Raw genomic sequence first — 21,917 nt, forward strand, 5'->3', positions numbered from 1 at the left:
CTGCGAGGGCACGGCGGTACCCACACTACGATGGAGTGATACGTGTGAACCAACCACCCCCGCGCACCCTGCGCCATGGGGCGGTTCGAGTGTACGGAGAGTGCGCATGCCACGGCCGGAGGACTGGAGTGCGCTGGGGATGCACGGCGACCCCACACCTGGCGATCCGACCGTCCTGGCGAGCTTCCAGTCGGCTCTGCACGACACCGAGGCGCTGGGCAACGAGGTCACCAGCGGTCTGAACCGCATCCTCGACAAGACGGGATCGGGCAACGGTTTCGTCGGCAAGGCCGCGGAGGCGCTGCGCGAGAAGATCGACGGACACCTCAAGCAGTTCATCGACGCCATCGGCCAGTCCTTCGGCCTCGCGGCGGACGCGACCTCGGCCTACCGGACCGCGGTCGAGGACGCCCAGGCGAGGACCGAGCAGGCGCTGAACGCCGCTCAGGGACTGTCGAAGGAAGATCCGCAGCTGGCCGGCCTCAAGGACCAGGCACACGCCGCCCAGGGCGACTACAACGACGCCGTCAGGACCTACCAGCACAGGCTCACGGAAGCCGAGCACCTGATCCGCCAGCCGCTCAGTGGCTGGCAGCTGTTCCTCCAGGCCATAGGCATCCTGGAGATCATCCTGGCCATCGTGGGCGCGATCTTCGGCGGCTGGATCGGCCTGCTCGCCTTCGGCCTCGGCATGGTCGTCTTCATCGGCACACTCGTCGAGTTCGCCGAGGGCAAGGCGAGCATCCTGGACGTGGTGCTCGCCTTCGTCGGCATCCTCTTCCCCTCCACCAAGGGCATCAACGTCGGCGCGCTGGCCAAGGGCGTGTTCAACGCGCTGAAGAACCTGCCCAAGTCGCTCTCCGCAGGTGTGACCAAGCTGGGCGGCACCCTGGGCCACCTCCTCACCAGCGGCATCACCATCAAGAACATCTACAACGGGGTGACGGCGCTGCCCGGTCTCGTCCTGCGCGGACTGAGCGGAATGGCCGACCTGGCCATGAAGGGCGTCAAGATCACCGCCGCCGGCCTGAAGCTGCTCGCCAACACCTTCCGTACCGACTTCCAGGTCGCCACCGCCGGCATCAGCACCACGATCGGCAAGGTGGCCGTCTATCCCGTCAGCTTCGGCGGACGCTTCCTGCTCGGCGCCGTGCTGCCGGTGGACTTCTTCGAACTCGGCGCCGGCTTCAGGGGCGCCTTCAAGATGGGCTTCGGCACCCGTCTGCTGACCCCGACCGCCCACCTGCCGCAGTCGGCCCTCGGCGGCGCCCTGCACGTCGGCGCGTTGACCGGCGGACACGGCGGCCTCACCGGGCTACCGACCGGTGCCTCCTTCAACGGCCTCGGCCACGGTGCCTTGCAGGGCTTCGACCCCGGTGGTCTCCGCGGCCTCAACACCGGGATCGACTCCCGACTGGGCGGCCTGCACGGCATCAACCTCGGGACCGACATCGGCGGCATGAACACCAGCCTGACGTCCCTGCACTCGCTGAACGGGGGCACTCATCTCGACTCCGTCGGCAACGTGATGGCGAACGCCGGAGGTCTGGACGCCGTCGACCACCTGGCCGCCTTCGACCACGCCACCGGATTCCAGCGCACCGCCGCCGGACTGCTGGAGCCGCTGCCCACCCACCTGGGCGGGACGAACCTCGCCGCCGGGCACGGCTTCTCGGACCTCGGCTCCAGCGGCCTGCACGCCCTGCGGGGCGACCTGACGCCCTCCGCCTCCGGCCTGTCGGCATCGCTCAGCGACGCCATGTCCTCGGTGCGGGTCGCCACCGGCCACGTCGAGGACTTCCACGAGCTGGGCATCCCCGAGCTGCGCAGCATCGTGGACGGTGACATCTCCGGCATCCGGATGACACACGACGGCATCAGCATGCAGGTCGGCGCCCAGAACGGCATGCCGACCACGCTGCACGTGGACTACCGCGGCTCGGGCCTCACCAACGGCGAGGGCAAGCAGATCGTCGTCGCCCCCGAGGTGCACCAGGCCCTGGGCACGGCCGACCTCGTGGCGGCCCACGGGACCGCCCACGGCCTCCAGACGCCGCCTCCCGCGGCCACGGCCGGCCACGTCACGACGGACGTCAAGACGGGTTCGGCCGCCTCGACCCCGGTGACGGCCGACGTCAAGGCGGGGTCGGTGGGCACGACGTCCGCGACCGCGGACATCAAGGCCGGCACCCTTGGCGCCCATGCCCCGGCGACGGACATCAAGGCGACGGCGGTCGATGTCAATGCCGGTGCGGCGGTCGACGCCAAGGCGGGTGCGACCGGTACGGCTCCGGTCACCGTCGAGGCCAAGGCGGGCGCGGCGGTCTCGTCGCCCGCCGTCGAGATCAAGACCGGTTCCGTCGGCATGTCTTCGGTCACCACTGAGGTGAAGGCGGGTTCCGTCGGCACGTCCTCGGTCACCGGCGACATGAAGGCGGGTTCCGTGGGTACGTCCGCGGTCACCGCCGACGTCAAGACCGGCTCGGCGGGCGCCGCGGCCACCGGCGGGGTCAAGACCGGCAGCACGACCGGACAGTCCGTCGGCGGCGGCGTCAGGAAGGCCGCACACGACCTCGACGACCTCTCCGGCGGCACCAGGAGCCTGAACTCCCCGGAGCGGCTGGCCGAAGAACCCGAGTCTCCCTCGGTCACCGCGCAGGGCGACCACCTCGGGGTGTCGGCCCGCGAGAACCTCGATCTGCTCGGCGAACGGGAAGGCACCGGCGACACCGCCGGCGCGGCCGCCACGACCCACGTCAGGACCGGCCCCGACGCACACCTGGCCGGCGTCGGACGCTCGCTGGACGACGGCTCGGGCGCGGTGCTGGTCGGTGAGCACGTCGCCCTGCGCCCGAATCCCACCCCGGCCCCGAGACCGCGTCCGACCGCAGGTGGCAAGCCTGGGCCGCTGAGCAGGTTCGAGGCGGTCACCGGCGGTGCCACCGGCAAGACCGGCAAGGAGCGACTGGCCGCCTGGGACGAGTTCGAGGCGGCGAGCGCCAAGCTCGCCGGCGCCAGGCGTGAACTCGACCTCACGGGCGGGAAGCTCGGCCGGCCCTCCGAGAACGTCGACCAGGCCGCCGCCAAACTCGACGTACAGCAGGCAGAGGTCGCCCTGGACATCGCCGAGGGCAAGCTGTCCCGGCTCGGCATGGACGCCGAGACCATCGAGGGACACCTCGACGCCCTGGGCATCCCCGGACCGCGACCGAGTCGTGTGTCCGGCGCTGCCGCCGAACACGGGGCCGCGTCGGCAGGGCAGGCGGGCGGCGACGCGGGGCCGGTGCGTGTCACGCGTTCCGAGGCCCTGGCCGGGCACGGACTCCCCGCCGAGGGTACGGCGGTCGGTACGAAGACCGGCACCACCGGCGTTCCCGCAGCGGTGGGCAGGTCCCTGCCGTTCTCGCCGGGCGAGATCGAACGGTTCTGGAAGCTGGACGGAGAACGCATCGACGTGCTGTTCGGCGGCTCACAAGATCCGCTGACCGGTGATCGCCGGGAGGTGTGGCGGAAGTTCACGCAGGCGCGTTATGACCTGGGCCGGCTGGAAGGGCAGGTGCGGGACGATCAGCCGCACGCCGGGGGATCGAGTGGGCCGAGCGCGCATGAGCTGAAGCTGGAGCAGGACCTGTCCGCGGCGAAGAACAACCTCGACGAGTTGGCACACCAACTCGACGAGCTGGGCGTCGACGCCACGGACCTGGACCGGCGGCTCTGGGATCTGCACGCCCAGAGCCTGAAGGAGCATCCGCGTCTGGACGGGGCCGGTGTGCAGCGGCCGGTGACGAATCCCGCGGGAGGGCCGGCGAGGCTCGACGACTTGATGGCGCAGCTTCAGACCGCCGAGAAGGCCGTGCCGAGCGCCGAGTCGAAGGCTGCCCTGGCCGGGAAGTCGTACGAGGCGAAGGCCGCCAAACTCCGACCGCTGAGGGAAAAGCTCGCCCAGTTGGAGCAGGGCACCAACAAGGGTGCGATCGCGAAAGCGGAGAAGGACTACACCAAGGCAAAAGAAGCCGAGGAAAAGGCCCTGGCGGACAAGATCAGGGAGGAGTCCGGCTTGCAGACGGTCCGGGATGCCCTGAAGAAGGCCAATGACGATCTTGCTGCCGGTGTGGATCTCCACGTGGCCACTCGTGATCTTGCGCAGCGGGACGTGCATCGGTATGTGGAGAAGTTCGCTGCGTCCGGGCACCTGGATGTCGCGGAAAAACTGCGGGCGCATGCGGGCGATCTGCACCTCGCGATGAAGGAGGCACTGGATTCCGGTCGTCCGGTCCGTTGGGATCAGATGTCGCTGTCCGGCAAGGATGTGCGACAGCAGGCGGAGCAGGTCCTGGCGCAGTCCGCGAAGCTGGAGGAGCTGCTTGTCGGTCCCGTGACGAAGTCGGGCCGCACGACTTCGGTCGATGTGAAGGTGACCCAGGAACTCAAGAGTTCCGCAACGGCCCTGGGCGAGTCGGCGGAGCATCTCGGGTCGATGCTGGAGAAGGGGTTCCTCAAGGACGCGGCCGAGGTGGGTGGCGCTTACGCGCTGCGTGCGGAGCACGGCCCGTTGTCCTTCACCGCGGGCAAGCTCGCGCAGCGGGTGAATCATGCGGTCAAGGACGCGTCGCCGGGTGAGGTGGTGCGTGTCAAGGATGTCTTCAGCACGAAGAAGGCCGTTGCCGACTTCCATGAGCTGGCCCAGGTGGTGCGGAAGTTCCGTTCGGACAAGGCGTATGGCGAGGTTCCGACGGGAACCCAGTGGAAGGCCGTACTGCCGGGTAAAAGGACGGACTTGGCGCATTTCGGTGATCTGAGCAAGCTGACGCCCGAGCAGCAGAACAACTTTGTTCGTGATCTGTCACAGAAGAATCTGGAGAGGCTGAAGTCCGATTTCGAGGACCTGCTGAAGAAATATCCTGGCCGGGAGCAGGATTTCCGTAGGCTGTTGACGGACCTACAGGGTCTTCCGTACCGGATCAAGCATGCGACGTCTGCGTACCATGCGATAGCCAACAGCGGGCTGATGTCCTCCCAGGGAGATCTGGCACGGCGGGATGTCAAGTTCCTGGCGTCCGGGAAGAGTTCGGTGAAGAACACGTCGAGCCTGGGCAATGACGATTTCGTTTTCTTCCGCATGGATGTTGGCGACGAGAAGATGGTCACCCGCTATGGTTCGACCACGCTGGTGTTCGATGCGAACGTGCTGAAGGAGCACGGGGGCTGGGTCTCCCTGCACGACCAGTTGCATCCGTTGGACCGTCCCGCGATGCAGAAGCTTGAGGTGAAGGGAGAGTCGGCGCCCGGGGGCGAACCGACGACGAAGGTCTTCCGCACCGCGCAGTACGACGAGGGCTTTACCGGCATCGGCAAGCACGCACAGTGGACTTACACGTATCCGCACAGTGCCGAGCCTGATTTCACCCGGACGGTCACCTTCGAGGAGGAGGTGTTCCATGGTGGTGATGTGACCGATGCTCTCGCGCTGTCGGTGGTGCGCGAGGTGATTCACATGGGTTCCGAGTACGCGGATCTCGTGCTGAAGATGTCGGCTGATGATCTCGGCCGTCTGGTGTCGAAGCTGTTCCGTCCGGAGGCGAAGTTCGGCTCCGGCCTGCCGATCATGCCGAGGGCATTGGATGAGCTTTCGGCGGGTGAGACGAAGGTTCTGGGCGTCGGTCCGCAGCCATTGCATGTTCATGATCCTGATGGTGACGGCCGGTACTTCCCCGACGGGACGATGGACCCGATCGGGCGGTGGGCCGGCAAGCACTTCGATGCGGGAGACGACGCGTTCCGGTCGGCCGAGCACGGTGTGCAGGAGAACAGCACCAAGAACGTCGCACAGAACCTCAAGGACGCGAAGGTCTCCGTGCAGAGGTCCATCGACCTGACGAAGGAGTGGAAGGCCGGGAGCCCCCCGGCCCGCCAGCAACTGGTCGACGGTCTCCTGAAGAAGCGGGAGGACTTCCTCAAGGAGGTCACACACCTGGAGCAGAACTGGGAGACGGAGGTCAGGAGGCTCCACGGCGACGGGTCCGTGAAGGGGGAGGCAACGGGGTCCAAGGAGGGGCAGCCGGCCAAGGGCGGCAAACCGAAGGGCGGGAACGCCAAGGGTGCCGCCATCAAGAGCGACGCCATCAAGACCGCTGATGCGAAGACGGTTGACGTCAAGGGCGCTGACGTCAAGACCGCTGACGCGAAGACGGTTGACGTCAAGGACGATGACGTAAAGGTTGCGGGAGACGCCAAGGCTGTCGGCGCGAAGGGGTCGAGAGCGGAGACGTCCGCGCCGGACGGGCCGGCCCCGGGCTCCGGCTCGTCCTCGGGTGCCCATGCCGACGGCAGTACGTCCGACCACGGCGTGGGGGATTCCGGACGGCTGACGCCGGGTGAGATTCAGCGTCTTCAGGATGCGGATGCGAAGCGGATCGACGATCTGTTCGGCGGTTCGCGGCATCCGTTGTACGACGCTCGTGTGGAGGCGTGGGGCAAACTCACACAGGCGCGCAACGACATCGGCCGGCTTCAGGAGCAACGGGGAGGCGAGCGACCGCACGTCGGCGGGTCGAGCGGACCGAGCGCACATGAGCTGAAGCTCCGGCAGGACCTGTCCACTGCGGAGGCCGACCTTCACTCGGCGAAGCGGGATCTGGCGAGGCTCGGTCTTGATCCTAACCGTCTGGACCGGGACCTGTCGGCCCTTTACACGCAGAGCCTGAAGGAGCGTCCGCGAGCGGTTGCCGGTGCGCATCAGGCGTCCCCGCACGGCGCGGGCGAGCCGCACCATCTGGACGAGCTGCTGTCCGAGCACACCAAGAAGGCGGGCCAGGTGCCCTCGGCGAAGGTGCGTCTGGACGATGCCACCGCCGCACGCGACAACGTGAAGGCCAAGGTCCAGGCCGCCAAGGAGAAGCTGGCCGCGGAACAGGCCAAGTACGCAAGCCTGTCTGAGCTGGACAAGGCGGGGCAGCGGCGGCTTGACAGCGCGGCCACCGCTGTCAAGTCGGAGGAGAAGAACCTGACCGCGGCCGAGGGCAAGCTGGCGGTGAAGGGGGCCGAGTTCGACACGGCAACCGCCAAGACGGCGACCGCCTGGCACGCGCTGGACAGCGCGGTGAGCGATCTGGTGTCTGCCGGTACGCACTCCCAGCAGGAGCTGAGCCGTCTCGTCGACACGTTCGCCGCCGCAGCCGACCTCGATCACGCCGTTCGCCTCCAGCAGCACGCCCGCGAACTCGACATCAGGGCCCGTGACGGGCTCGGTGGCCCCAATCCCCGCCCGGATCAGGTCATCTGGCGCGGCCAGGACGTCCAGCAGCAGGTCGATCAGATACGTGTCCAGGCCGCGGAGCTGGAAAAGATCCTGGCGCCCGAGAGCACCGTGACGGGGGAGGGCAAGGGCAGGGCGACGGACTCCGGCGGGCTGACATCCGCAGAGGTCCAGAGCCATGTGGACCGGTTGCGCTCGTCCGTCAGCATGCTGGACGGGGTGCTCGGCGGGTTCATCACGGATGCCTCGCGGCTGGGGGGCGGCTACGCCCTGCGCAACGCGCACGGACCTCTGGTCCTGGCGGCCGGCCACCTCGTCGAGCTGGCGGAGGACGCCATCCGGAAGGCCGGACCGGACGACGCGGTACGGCTGGAGAAGGACTTCAGCACCTACCGGGCGGCCAAGGGCCTGCGGAGCGGTGCCCCGCGGTGGCTCCGTGAGTTCCGCACGGGCAAGGCGTACGCCGACGTCCCGACGGGAACGCAGTGGCAGGCGGTGCTCCCCGGCACCGAGGGCCGGTGGCAGACGGTCCTCGGCGACATCGAGACGCTGACGTCCAAGCCGAAGACGCCCGCACACGATCTCTCCCGGACCGAGCTGGAGCACCTGCGCCAGGAGAGCATGGAGAAGGAGAAGTTCGTCGAGAACCTCTCGAAGGAGAACATCAGGAATCTGCGCCAGGAGATCGACCGTCTCATCGCAGGAAAGCCGCCCGCGCAACAGCAGGCCCTCCTCGCCCTGAAACAAAGGCTGCTGGACCTTCCGTACCGCATCAAACATGCCACACCGGCCTACCACGCCATCGCGAACAGCGGTGTGATGTCGTCCCAGGGCGACCTGGCCCGTCGGAACGTGAAGCACCTGGCCTCCGGCAAGAGCTCGGCCAACAACACGAGCAATCTGGGCAACGACGACTTCGTCTTCTTCCGCATGGAGGTCTCAGACGGAGCCATGGACAGCCGGTACGGACCGACCACCGTCGTCTTCGACGCCGAGGTGCTCAAGGACCAGGGCGGCTGGGTGTCGCTGCACGACCAACTGCATCCGCTGGACCGCAAGACGATGCAGGAACTGTCGCTGGACAAGAAGACGATGCCGGAACTGGGAGACGGTACGAAGGTCTTCCGGACCGCACAGTACGACGAGGGCTTCACCGACATCGGCAAGCGGGCCCAGTGGACCCAGACCTATCCGCAGAACAACGGCATCACCCGCACGGTCACCTTCGAGCAGGAGGTGTTCCACGGGGAGCACGTGGTGGAGGCCCTCGCCCTGTCGGTCATCCGTGAGGTGGACAGCATCGGCGGCGCCTTCCCGGCCCACGTCCTCGGGCTCGACGTGGACGGACTGGGCAAGGTCGTCTCCCAACTCTTCCGACCCGAGGCCAAGTTCGGCTCCGGGCTGCCCATCACCCCGATGAACGCCGTGGTCCACCAGGGGATGCCGCGGCCCTTGCACGTCGTCAACGAACACGGTGACGGGCGCTACTTCGCCGACGGCACCATCGACCCTGTCGCCCGCGCCGCCGGCAAGCAGCACGACATGGCGTCGGACGCGCTGCGCCAGGCCGACAACAGCAAGGCGACCGGCCACGTCGGCAAGGGCAAGGACCACCTGAAGGACGCGAAGGCATACGCTCAGCAGTCGATCGATCTGACGAAGAAGTTCCAAGAAGGTTCCACGGGTGAGCGCCATGACCTGGCCGTCGAACTGCTCCGGAAGAGGCAGGAACTCTTCGATCAGATCGATGCGAAGCTGACGAACTGGCAGAGCGGCTCCGTTCCCAAGGGCTCCACGCCCAAGGGCCCCGCCGGCAAGGGCCCCGGCGCCAAGGCTCCGGTCCCCGAGGCCGCCGTACCCAAGGCGTCCGGGTCCACGACGTCCGCCGCCGAGAGCTCCGTATCCGCGCTGTTCGAGGCCGAGGGCACACGTGTGCACACTGCGCTCTCCCCGATCTTCGGGGACAAGGCCGCGCAGGAGATGGTGCCGGTGGCCCGGGGCCTGGTCGAGCACGGCGATCTCAGCACACCGACCGAGTCGGGGAGGACCTTCGGCCTCACCAAGAGGGCCTTCGACAAACACTCCAAGGCCCTGGAGGGGAAGGGCCTGGTCAAGAGGGTGAACGGCGGACTGCTGCTGACCGAGCACGGCAGCCAGGTCCTCCTGCCGCACGGAGCACGGCCGGAACTGCCCGCACCGGCGCAGTCGGCGAGCGCCCACGACGCCGCGTCCGCATCGGCCCACACCGACTCGCCCGTGGCCCGCGACACGGGGGCGCCGCACCCGCAGCCGTCCGCGCACACCGGCCGTCCCGAGGAGAGCGACAGCGGCAGGCCGGCGCCTGGCAAGGCGCCGAAGGGCAAGGCCCCCAAGGTCAAGGAGGCGCAGGGGACGCAGGGGACGCAGGAGGACAAGGCGGCGAAGGCGGCACAGCACGCGAAGTCCGTCGACCCGCGGCTGCGGACGGTGCTGGTCCAGAACGGGTACGCCACCGGCGACCAGTTCGGCGTCGCCGCGGCCCTGCACGCCGACCCCGAGCTCCGCCTGCTGCTGATACGCGACGCCAAGGACTTCCGGGACCGCAGCACGGACATCCACGACTTCTATCTGGCCAGTGGCATCGATCCGAGCCGTGTTCTGGTCAAGGAACTGGGGGAAGGGCAGCAGACCAAGGATCTGAAGATGGAGCAGTGGCACGAGATCAATGCCGATGTGCTGCCGACGGTCGATGCGGGCAAGATGCCTCGGCGGAAGGACTTCGACGACCATCTGATCCTTCCGGTGGGTGCGGCGACGACGCTGGTCGGAAAGCGCTTCAGTCCCGAACTGCGCGAGACCCTGCGCACGGCGTGGAAACTGGACGACGGTCATTTCACGCCTGAGGTGCAGCAAGCGGTCGGCTCCTGGCTGACCGACCGGGGCGTGCCCGACGCGGCCGGACGCGACGTCGTCGTCCTGTGGACCCGGTTCAGCGGCAAGCGCGGGGAGATCCACATCGAGCACGACACCAGCCACACCGGCATGACGCAGATCCTGGACAGCCTGCACCACCGCACCACGGACCGTCCGCGGGGCCCCCTCGTCCTCCTCGCCGGAGACGCCTCCGCCCACTCCGGCCGTCCGAGCAAGTTCCCCGCCATGGCGCAGCAGTTCCGGGACTCCGGCCTTGAGGTGCACGACCTCACCGCGTTCTGGAAGCAGCCCAAGGGACTCGACACGTGGGGCGGCAACACCCGTATCGGCCAGATGCGGCTGTTCGAGTACCTGAACCGGGCGAGCGACGGTCATCTCAGGCATCTCGGTTTCCGCAGCGGCAATCTCGAAGCGCTGGCTCTCTCCGGTCACCAGGTTCGCTACCTGGAGGAAGCAGGCAGCAACGGTGGCGCCCGCATGGCCAAGTGGCACGCCGTGGACGGGACCGGCCGGACCGCCGACCACGGGCTCGCTCCCGGCTACGAGCGCATCGTCATCGATCACCCGCCCACCCGTTCCGGTCAGATCGTCCTCGCGGACAAGGCCGTACGCACCCTGACGGAAGCAAAGTACAAAGCGCTGTACAAGGGGCAGTTCCCCGACGACGTCAAAGCGGAACTCAAAAACCTCACCGACAGGTTCGAGCACCCGAACTGGGTGCCCGGTGGCGGTGACCGGCCCTATGTCAGGAATCTGAAGCCCGTCGAGGACAAACACGTCAAGGGCTTCGCGCGGAGCGACGTCGACAGGGTCGTGGACTACCTCACCGCACCTCACTCCGTCGAGACACCGGGAACCGGCCACCACGTCCCGTCCCCCGGACGTCCGGACGTACCCATGGCGGACCACACGGTGTCGCCGGAGTCGTCCGGGCCGCAGCGGGATGTCCCCGGCGAGACCGGCCTCCCGCGGAGCCTCGACACGTCCCCGACCTCTCACACATCGGACGACGTGCCCCGGCAGCACGTCCCCGCCCCGGAGACCACGAGCGCTCCCGGGGCCGTGGGCGACGCCGTCCGGCAGGTACCCGACGCCGTCCGGCAGGTGCTCGACGCCCCGGACCCGTTCCCGGCCGCGAGCCCACTGCCGTCCGGGACCGGAGGGAGGACACCGGGCACCCCTCCCGCGCCGCGACCGGCCGCCGAGTCGTCGCCGTCGGCTCCCGTCCGGATGACGTCCGGCGGACAGATCGGCGGAGCCGACCGCGTCCTGCCGTCCGAGGAGGCCGTCGGCACCGTCACACGGGACCTCGTCGCGTACTTCGACGACATCCTCACCCCGGCCCAGCGCGACACGCTCCGTACCGACCTGCGGACGCAGCTCGGCAGGGAGGTCTGGCCGTCGCTGTCGGCCCTGACCCGCGGTGAGTCCCGCACCCTCACCATGGACGTGGCCGGCTTCAGCGGTGACGTCACGGTCCGGGCCGAGGTGACGAAGGCGGAGACCGACGGTGCCTTCAAGAGCCTTGAGTTCGAGGACGGCAGCGAGTCCCTGGTACGCGACGGCTTCCAGCGCGAGACACGTTCCGCCGTCACCACCGGCGTGCTGGTGAAGGGCAAGGCCGCCGCACACACCGACCTGACGGGACACCTGTCCTCGAACTGGTCCCGCTCCGCATCGCACCGCACGGTCTCCAGCGGCCGGCTGTTCAACCGCGCCAAAACCCCCGAGGCGGCGCTGAAACTCGACGTCGAGGTCCGATTCGAGTTCGACTTCTCCGCCGTCACCACCACCTTCGGCAAGCACCTGCCCCTGGGCACCGGCGACGGCGGACGCGCCGGCCGGGTCGAGGTGTCGACGAAGGTGCCCGTGGCCACCGCCGAGGCCGACGTCCGCCCGCCGGCCGAGATGCGGCACTACCTGCCGCCGGCCCGCATCGAGCAGACCCTCGCGCTGGGCGGCATGGACACCGTCCGCGACCTGTTCCTCGTGGACGCCGACGGCGAACGGGTCTCCGGCACCCTGCACAAGGCCCTGCTCGGCAGCCTCGACGACCCCCATTCCCTGGAGTCCTACGGCAGGCGGGCCTTCGGCGACGGCTGGCCCGGGGTCCGCGAACTGGTCCTCGACCGCCTCGGCTCCCTGGACTCCCTTCAGTACCGGCTCAAGGGCCTGACGGCGGGCGAGGCGCTGGAGATCGACCTGGGCCCGGACACGGGAAGCCTGCTGGTCACCGCGGAGGTCTCGGCGATGAAGCACCTGCGCAACACCGACAGGACCGAGTTCAACACCGGCTCGGACGTCACCCGCGTCCACACTCGTACGAAGGGCTCCGAGCACGGCGTCCGGGCGACGATGAACGTGCAGAGCGCCGACCTGCACGCCGGACCGACCACCGTCACCGGCGTCGGCCACGCCGAGTTCGACCGCGAAGGCGCCGTGATCGGCCAGGAGTCGGTCCGTACCGGTACTGCGGTCAAGATGAAGGTCCCCGGCGCCGTCTTCGACGGCGTCGCCACGCTCTCCTTCGTCCACCGCGCCGATCCCCTCGGCGCCGCGGAGCCGGCGACCCCGGCCCCGCACGGGGCCGCGCCGGACACGGCCGGCGGGCCGGTCCGCCCGGTGCGCGGCGGACGGGCCCAGATCGGCTTCCAGGCCCTGGTGGACGCGGCGGACGCCCGTCCGGTCCCCGAACCCGCTGCCTTCTCCGCCGCCACCCGGCCCCCGGGGCCGCGCCGGACCGAGGCCCCCTACCTGCACGAGGGCGACCACGCCTGGCAGCCCTCGGCCGCGGTCTGGGACGACGGACTGCCGTCCCACACGGTCGTCATCGACGTCCTCGCAGGCGAGGAACGCGCCGTCGGCGCACCCCCACTGCCCCGGCTCGGCGATCTCGTCGACGGCATCGGCCGCGACAGCTTCGGCCCCGACTGGCCCGGCATACGTCCGGCCGCGCACGACATGACCACCCGCGAGCAACTCGCGGCCACGCTGCCCCAGATCACCCGTGGCAGCACCGCCCGCAGCACCCCGCTGCCCGTGCCGCTGCGCTCCAACGCCCAGTTCACCCTGAACGGGCGCCTGGAGTCACTGGAGTTCGTACGGACCCTGGACGCCGCCGAGATCAACCTGCTCAGCGACGTCGCCGACGAACTGGGCGGCCGGCTGGGATCGACCGTGACCCACGGTCAGTTGGCACAGGGCGGCGTACAGCCTGAACTCGCCGGCGACTTCACCCTCGCCGTGCACGCGCCCGGCGGCGGTGTCGCGCACCGGTACCGCACCGGCAGCGGGGTGTCCGCCGGCCACAGCAGTGTGGCCGGCGCCAAGTACCCCGAGCCGATGGCGGTGTACATCGCCACGGTCGGCGTCGACGCCCACGTCGGACGCGTCGGGGAGACGGCGGCGCGCGGCGGCAGCACCGAGGTCCGCTTCGTCGTCGCGATCCCCAAGGACCGGACCGAGCGGTACGAGGTCACGAAGGCGGGCCCGCAGGTCTTCCACCGTCCGGCCCCCGCCGTGGGCGCCCCGCACGGCACCGGCACCGGCGGCGGTCCGGCGGTCCACGCCGCGACGGCCGACGCCACGACCACGCCGGCCGTGCCTGCGCCCGCCACGAACGCCGCTCGGCCCGGCCTCACCGTCCGGCCCCCGCTACGCGTGACCGAATCCGGACGGATCGGCAACGGCGACATCGTGGTCGACCTACCGGGTGACGGCGTGGTCAAGGAGCTGAAACAGCAACTCTCCGGCACGTTCGGGGAACGCTGGGACCAGGTCGAGGCCGAGATGGGCCAGTTCTTCGACTCGATCGCCCTGCAACCCAGGACCGCCGGACTCACCGGCGGCGACACCTGGGGCAGTACCTTCCGCGCCGGCCCGGTGACCGCGGACATCCACATCACCGCGGCCGACGCCAGGATGACCGAGTACCTACGGGTCGAGGACGACTTCGAGTTCGAGCTGGGCACCGAGTCCGCCACCGCCGCCGCCGTCCAGAAGGACACCCACGTACGGCGCACCCTGTGGGAGCGGGCCGGGTTCAAGACGCCGCACGTCTCGTTCACCCTCGGCCACGTGCACCACAAGGAGTCCGTCGGCGGCCACGGCGTCGACGTCCGGGGCGGGGCCGTCGCCAAGAACAAGACCGTGGAACCGGCCGCCCTGTTCAAGGGCCGAGTCACCTACACCGTCCAGGTCAAGGTCTCCCACGCGCTGCCCGGCCGTGGCGGCGAGCGGACGTTCACCGTCACCAACGACGGACAGTTCGCCTTCCCGGTCCGTGACCTGCCCGCCGACCCCGCGACCGGCGCGGCCCACCGGCCCGACCAGTACTACCGGGTTCCCGACCGCATCGCCGAGTCGCTGCGCCTGGGTGCCGAGGACGTCGTGCTCGACACCCGCCCGGTGCGCGTGGACCGGGCACCCGGCGCGGACACCGCCGGTGGCGCTCCCGCCAACCTGGTGGAGGACGTACTGCGCCAGCTGGACGCGCACGGACCGAAGGTGTTCGGCTCCGGCGCCGACTGGCGGGTGGCACGGGCGAAGCTCGCCGAGCGCCTGCCCGCGTCCGAGTTCCAGCGCCGGCTGAAGTCGATGATGTCCGGTCAGCCCTGGGTGGTCCGCGTGAACGGCCGTGAACTGGTCATCAGCGCGAGCGTGAAGGAGATGACCCACACCGCCAACACCAAGGCGACCGAGTTCAATTCGGCCACCCTCGACAGCGTGGGCGGGGGACGTACGGAGGCCGGCCCCGGCGGGCCGCAGATCACCTCCGACGGCACCAACGTGACCGTCGTCGGCACCACCGACCCGGTCGGCGCCTCGCCGGCCGAGGTCTTCGGCGGCGGCACCCTGGCCCACACCACCCAGACCGAGCGCCTCGCGGACTCCTCCTCCGGTGTCCGCTCCGCGGCCGGTACCAAGACCAAGGTCCCCGGCAGCGTCTTCGACGGCGTGGCCCGGCTGCACTTCGAGTTCCGCGACCGCTGGCGGCCCTTCGGGCGCGGGGTCGACACCCACGTGTCGAAGGAGGCCATCGAGGCGCAGGCCGATTTCGACGTGTTGCGCGACAAGGTCGCCGACCTCCGGCAGCAGCTCGACGCCCGGGGGACCGGCCGGCCGGGCGACGCGCACGGGACGTCCGGCACCGACGGTCCGTCGCGGGGCCTGCCGGGTACCGATGGTCCGTCGCGGGGCCTGCCCGGCACCGATGGTCCGTCGCGGGGCCTGCCCGGCACCGACGGTCCGTCGCGGGGCCTGCTGGGTACCGACGGTCCGCCGCGGGATGTGTCGGGCGGCGGCGTGGGCGACGAGGTCCGCGCGGGCGACCCGGCGGGCCGTCCCCAGAGCGCGGACGATCCCCTGCGGCTCGATTTCGACGCGGCGAAGGCCGAGTTCGACGCGGCGCTCACGGAGCAGGGCGCCCGTATCCAGAAGGCGCTCGACGCCAGGCGGACCGGCCGAGGGGCGCTCGGCTTCGCCCCGATGACCAGGAGGACCTTCGGCGTGCGGACGCGCAGGGTAGGCGTGGCCGAGATCGGCTTCCAGGCCGTCATCCCGAGCGCCGACGCCGTCCAGGTCCCGGGCCCCGATCTGGCGCGCTTCGCGGCCCCGGAGCCGGGTGCCGGACGGCCCCGGCCGCCGAAGCGCTCGGGCCAGGAGCCCCCGAAGACCGAGCAGCCCAAGCCGCCGGAGTCGCTGCTGGCCGACGGCATGTCGGGCGGCCAGCTCGTCCGTGACCTGCCTGACGTCCAGTCGCTGCGCGGCCTGCTCGACAGCGAGGGCGGCAAGGCGTTCGGCGGCGCCTGGCGGGACGCCACCCGAGCCGGAACGCCGCGGAGTGAACTGGTCATGGGCGAGTTCACCAAGGACCGCCTGATGGCCGAGCTGCCCAGGCTGACTCGCGGCGGCGAGCTGAAGGGCGAGTCGTTCCGGGTGAACGGCAGCGAGGCGTGGGTGTCGGCCAGGGCGGAGATCGTTGGCCTGACGCACGTGCGCCCCGAGCCCAGGGCCGAAGTGGCGCTGGCCGGCGAGAAGTACCGCCTGTTCACCCGACGGGGGCTGCACTCGCGGCAATTCTTCCTGCTGGGCCAGCTCGGCGCGGTCACCAGCGCGCTGGAGAACAAGCTGGGGGCGGCGTTCACGTTCGGCGGCGGCTTCCGCCGCCGAACCCGCAGCGACCAGGTCACCGGCGGCCGTACCTTCAGCAACGCCAAGATCCCCACCCCGCTCGAACACTACGACGGCCATGTCAGGTTCACGTTCACGTTCCACCGCGGCGGCACGGACACCGAGGTCTCGGGCGTCGTCCTGGCCGGCTTCTCGGTGCCCTCCGCGGAGATCACCGACCGTGTCGTGGTCGAGCGGGGCCATGTCTTCACCCGGCCGGGGGCTCCCCAGTACAAGCCCCGCACCCTGGGCACCGGCCACCCGACGGACACCGCGCACGGAGAAACCTCCGTACGTGGGAACACCGCCGAGCACGTGGGGACGCCTGTGCGCGGGGACACCTCCGTACATGGGGACACCCCCGTACATGGAGACGCCTCCGTACGAGGGGACACCTCCGCGCACGTGGGGACGCCTGTGCACAGCGACGCGTCCGACCACGTGGAGACGTCCGTACGCGGGAACACCTCCCCGCACGGGAACACTTTCAAGTCCCCCTCGGTCCGGCAGACACCTGCCGCCGTACCCGACCCGATACCCGACCCGATACGCAACCCGGCACCGGACCCAGTGCCCGCCCCGGGCTCCCGGACAGCCCCGTCTCCCACGAGGCCCGGCCGGGATGACACACTTCTGACAGCGCACACCAGGGAACCGGAACCGGTCGAAGCGGTCGCAACACACACCTCACCCACGCAAGCGACACCTGCGCAAGGTAGGGTCGCGACCGAAACACATGCCACCGCCGAGGAGGGAACCGTGTCGGTGACGACACCCGAGCCGTCCGGGGCGTCGACCCCCGGCGTCACCGAGGTGTCCGCGTCGCCGTCCGGACCGGCACACCCGAACCCGAACGAGGCGTTCGAGACCGTCAGGCAACAACACCCCGAGCCGCTCGCCCGCACCCCGCGGTGGACGATGTGGGGCCACAACGGGGACACCCCGCACACCTCCGCGTACGCCATCGAGAACGGCGCGCTCGGCCTCCGGGGCTCCTTCGTGCCACCCGCCACGGACGGCGGTCTGGGCGCCTGGCACTGGTATCTGCCCGGTGAGACCGCGCCCGTGACGGTCACACCGCTGACCCTGCCGTCGTCGTCCCCGGCACCCGGCGCCGCGCCGGCGCCGCGCATCGCCGTCGCGGCAGGGGAGCACATCGAGGACGCGCTCCGGGCCGCGCCCTGGAGCGGCGGACTGCACTGGCGCGGCGACGACGGCGAGGACCTGTACGTCTTCGGCCCGGCGGGAGCGGACCGCCCCGCCGCCGTGTTCGCGGACGGGCTGCGGCCCGCGGGCGACGCGCTGGTCCACGTGGCGACACATGTGAGCGGGCGGGACGTCCCCGACAGCGCCTGGGTCACCGCCACCCGGAAGATCGGCTGGCTGCGCGAGCAGGCCGCGGCCAACACGTCCGCGACCGACGAACTGCTGGGCCGGTACGGCTGGCGGTACGACATCGCCGCGCCCGGCGGCGTCGACGCCGACGCGACACTCGACCTGGCCGGCCCGCACCCCGAGCGGGCGGAGGTGCTCTACCCCGGCGGGGTGGACAGCCGGTACATCCGGGGCGCGCAGCGTCTGGAAGGGGGCCGTCCGGTCGGCCGGTACCTGACCAACCCCGGGTTCGTCGAGCCCGGCGCACACCGCACACCCACGGAGGGAAGCGACAGGTGAGTCCCGCCATCCATCACGTACGGCCGAACGCGCGCCGCGGCGCGTTCCGCACCATCGCCGACGCGGTGCGGGCGGCGGACAACCACGACGAGATCCGGATCACCGCCGGCGACTATCCCGAACGCCTGCTGATCGACCGCACGGTGACGCTCGTCGCCGAGGAGGGACCAGGCACCGTACGGCTGACGCCGGTCACCTCGGGCGTGCCCGCGCTGGAACTGTCCGCCTCCGCGACGCTGAACGGTGTCACCGTGCTGGGCACGGACCCGTCCCGGCCGCTGCTGCTGGTGACCGCCGGCACCACCGAACTCCAGGAGTGCGACATCGCGGGCGGCCGGGTGGAGGCGGTGCGAGCGGCCTCGCTGCGGGTCACCCGCAGCGTGGTCCGGGGAGCGGCGCTGGCCGGGGTGCACGCCGACACCTCCGGCACGGTGTGGCTGACCGACTCCCTCGTCACGGACGTGGCGGGCACCGGTGTCGTCGTGTCCGGTGCCGCGACCGCACACCTCACGGACTCGACGGTGCGTTCCGTCAGCGGCTCCGGCATCCGGGTCCGCGGCGGGGCCACGGCGGTGGTCCGGCGCTGCGCCGTCGACGGCCCGGGGCGCAACGGGCTGCTCGTCGAGGAACAGGCGGCGGTGACGCTGGACGAGTGCCGGCTCAAGGACGCCGCCGCCGAGGCCGTACGGGTGCTGGGCTCCGCCCCGCGCGCGGAGGACGACGACACCGGCGGGGTGCGCATCACCGGTGGCGAGGTGACCGGAGCCGGAGCGGCCGGAATCCTCGCCGCGGGCACCGGGGACGTCCTGGTGACGATGTGCTCCGTGCGGGACAGCGGCGCGGCCGGCGTCTCCGCCGACGGCAGCGCCCGGCTGGAACTGGTCGACTGCCGGATCAACGACCCGCGCGCCTCCGGCGTGCTGGTGCGCGGCTCCGCCAGAGCGGTCGTCGCCGACACCACGGTGCGCGGCGCGGAGGGCAACGGCATCCTGGTCGGCGAGCACGCCGAGATCCGCGTCACCGGCGGCACCGTACGGGAATCGGCCTACAGCGCCGTCCACGTCGCCGGTGAGGCGAAGGCCGAACTCACCGCCCTGCGGGTGGAGGACACCCCGGAGCACGGCATCGGGGTCGCCGAGCGCGGTCGGCTGACGCTGGAGGACTGCCGGCTGACCGGCTGCGGACTGTCGGGCCTGCACCTGGACGGGTACGCGGCGGCCACGGTCGACGGCATGACCGTACGGCACAGCCGCAACGGCGTCACCGCCCATTCGCTGGGCGAGGTCAAGGTCCAGGACACCCGGATCGTCGACGTCGAGCGCGCCGGCATCACCTGCGGCCCGGACACCGCCGCGGAGTTCACCGGCTGCCGGGTCAGCGGCGCCGGCACGGCCGGTGTCGTCGTCGCCGAGAAGGCGACGCCCGTGCTGCGCTACTGCGCGGTGTCCGGCACCGCGGGTTCCGGGCTGGTGGTGGCCCGTGACGGCGCTCCCACGGTGGTGCGCACCACCGTGACCGACACCGGGAAGAACGGCCTGTTCGTCGACGAGGGCGGCAAGGGCAGCTACGAGGACTGCGTCCTGTCGGCCACCGGGTATCCGGCCGTCCACGTCGGCGGCGAGGCCCGGCCGGTGCTGCGCAACCTGCTGGTGACCGACACCGGCGAGGACCTCAGCGTGGACGAGGGCGCCCGGCCCGAGGTGGCGGGCTGCGCCTCACGTGACGTCAAGGACGCGGTGTGGCCGGCCCCGGGCACAGCCACCGCCCGACCCGCCCTCCCGGCCACCGCGAAGACCGCGGTGGCGACGCCGCGGGGCACTAAAGCCACCGCGTCGGGCGGCGACGCCGTGTCCGGTGACGGCGGCGGCGAGGCGGAGGTGCCCGAGGAGAGCCTGGATGACCTGCTCGCGGAACTGGGCCTGCTCGTCGGCCTGGAGCGGGTCAAGCACGACGTCTCGTCGCTGGTGAAGCTCATGCAGATGGTCCGGCGCCGTGAGGAGGCGGGCCTGGTCGCGCCCCCGCTCAGCCGACACCTGGTCTTCGCGGGCAACCCCGGCACCGGCAAGACGACCGTGGCCCGGCTCTACGGCCGTATCCTCGCCGCGGTCGGACTGCTCAACCGCGGACACCTCGTCGAGGCGGACCGGTCCTCGCTGGTCGGCGAGTACGTCGGACACACCGGGCCGAAGACCCAGCGGGTCTTCGAGGAGGCGATGGGCGGTGTGCTGTTCATCGACGAGGCGTACTCGCTGACCCCGGCCGCCGGATCCAACGACTTCGGCCACGAGGCCATCGCCACCCTGGTGAAGCTGATGGAGGACCACCGTGACTCGGTGGTGGTGATCGTGGCCGGCTACCCCGACGAGATGGAGCACTTCATCGACTCCAACCCCGGCCTGGCCTCCCGTTTCAGCCGCACCCTGCTGTTCGAGGACTACGCCACCCCGGAACTGGTGAACATCGTCGAGCACCACGCCGAACGCCACCAGTACCGGCTGACGGACTCCGCCCGCGAGGCGCTCACCGCGTACTTCGAGGCGACACCCCGCGGCGAGCGGTTCGGCAACGGCCGTACCGCCCGCCAGACCTTCCAGGCCATGACCGAACGCCAGGCGTACCGGGTGGCGGAGATGACGGCTCCCGACGAGACGGACCTGATCACTCTGCGCCCGCAGGACCTTCCTGAATGGCCCTGACACGCAGGCCCTGTCCCTGTCCACCCACGACTCCAGGCAACCGGAGTGACTTATACATGACGACACCCTCCTCCCACGGCGGCCCCGAGCCCACGCGGCCGCCGTCGCCCCAGCCCGATGAGGAGCCACTGCCCTCGGCCGGTGGGATCCGGGCCGACGACGAGACACCGGCGGTCCGGCTCTCCGCCGAACCCTCCGCGCAGGGCGGCAAGTCCTTCGCGGCCGACTTCTCCCGCCACCACTACTTCTCCGGTCTCCGTCTGCTCAAGCCCGGCCGCCGGGTGGCGATCGCGGTGGCCGGCGTGACCGGCCTCGCGGTCGTGGGCGTCGGTGTGGCAGCGGGCGTCTCACAGCTCGGCGGCGACGACACCGCGCAGGCCGCGGCCACGGTCCGCAGCACCGACCCGGCGTCCAGCCCGTCGGCGCACGGCTCGTCCCCGGCCTCCGGGCCCGCCTCGCACCGGCCGTCCGACGCGGCCAAGCCCGACTCCCCGGGGAAGAAGGGCGGATCGTCCGCGCAGGACGTCCGCTCGGGACTGCCCGGACAGTCCGCGCCGCCACCGCAGTCCGAGTCGGGGAAGACCGGCGCCGACGGCAAGGCCACCGTGCCGGGAACGAGCACCGGCAACGGCACGACGGGCGGCGGAACCCAGCACTCGGCCGCACAACCGCCGAAGACGACGGGCACGTCCGTCAGTTTCACCGGCGGACTCGTCCTGAACTTCGCCGCCGACCGCTGCCTGGCCACCCAGGGCGGTTCGCGGGCGGCCGGCACCCAGTTGGTACTCGCCGACTGCAACAGCGGTGACCCGTCGCAGGGCTGGACGTTCCCGTCCGACGGAACCGCCCGCAACTTCGGCGGCACGATGTGCCTGGACGTCTCCGACCCGGGCAACGGCGCGCTGGTGCGGCTCGCGACCTGCTCGTCGTCGCGCGCCGCGCACCAGGGGTTCACCCTGAAGAAGTCCTACGACCTCGTCGACGTCGCCCCTGACCTGTGCGTGGACGCCAAGGACAAGAACACCGCCGCCGGTACCGTGCTGCAACTGTGGAACTGCGCCGGTACCTCGAACCAGAAGTGGCGCATGGCCTGACGCACCGCACACTCCGCCCGCCGAAGCGCCGACACCGGCTTCGGCGGGCGGAGCCGTCTCACTCCGGGGACGCGGCACGGCAGGTCCTTGGCGTATCGGCGCTCCATCCCCGCC

At 70.6% G+C, this 21,917-nt stretch carries 3 protein-coding genes; all 3 read left to right on the plus strand.

What is annotated here, in order from left to right; all coding sequences use genetic code 11:
• The first annotated feature begins 106 nt into the window (after positions 1–106).
• From ACFC09_RS01975 to ACFC09_RS01985, 3 genes are read left to right on the plus strand one after another with little or no spacing between them, the layout of a single operon-like run.
• The gene (locus tag ACFC09_RS01975) at positions 107–18,013 is read left to right on the plus strand and encodes a hypothetical protein (RefSeq protein ID WP_376522792.1); all 17,907 of its coding nucleotides are present in this window, start codon (positions 107–109) and stop codon (positions 18,011–18,013) included.
• On the plus strand, positions 18,010–20,709 hold the full coding sequence (locus ACFC09_RS01980) for a right-handed parallel beta-helix repeat-containing protein (RefSeq protein ID WP_376522795.1): 2,700 nt from the start codon (positions 18,010–18,012) through the stop codon (positions 20,707–20,709). Before ACFC09_RS01975 ends, ACFC09_RS01980 begins: the two co-directional genes overlap by 4 nt.
• 56 nt (positions 20,710–20,765) lie before the next feature.
• Positions 20,766–21,803 carry a ricin-type beta-trefoil lectin domain protein gene (locus ACFC09_RS01985; RefSeq protein WP_376522798.1) on the plus strand — a complete coding sequence of 346 codons (1,038 nt, stop codon included), beginning with the start codon at positions 20,766–20,768 and terminating at the stop codon, positions 21,801–21,803.
• The last annotated feature ends 114 nt before the right edge of the window (positions 21,804–21,917 follow it).

Origin of the sequence: Streptomyces sp. NPDC056161 (genome assembly GCF_042268025.1) — a bacterium.
GTDB lineage: Bacteria > Actinomycetota > Actinomycetes > Streptomycetales > Streptomycetaceae > Streptomyces.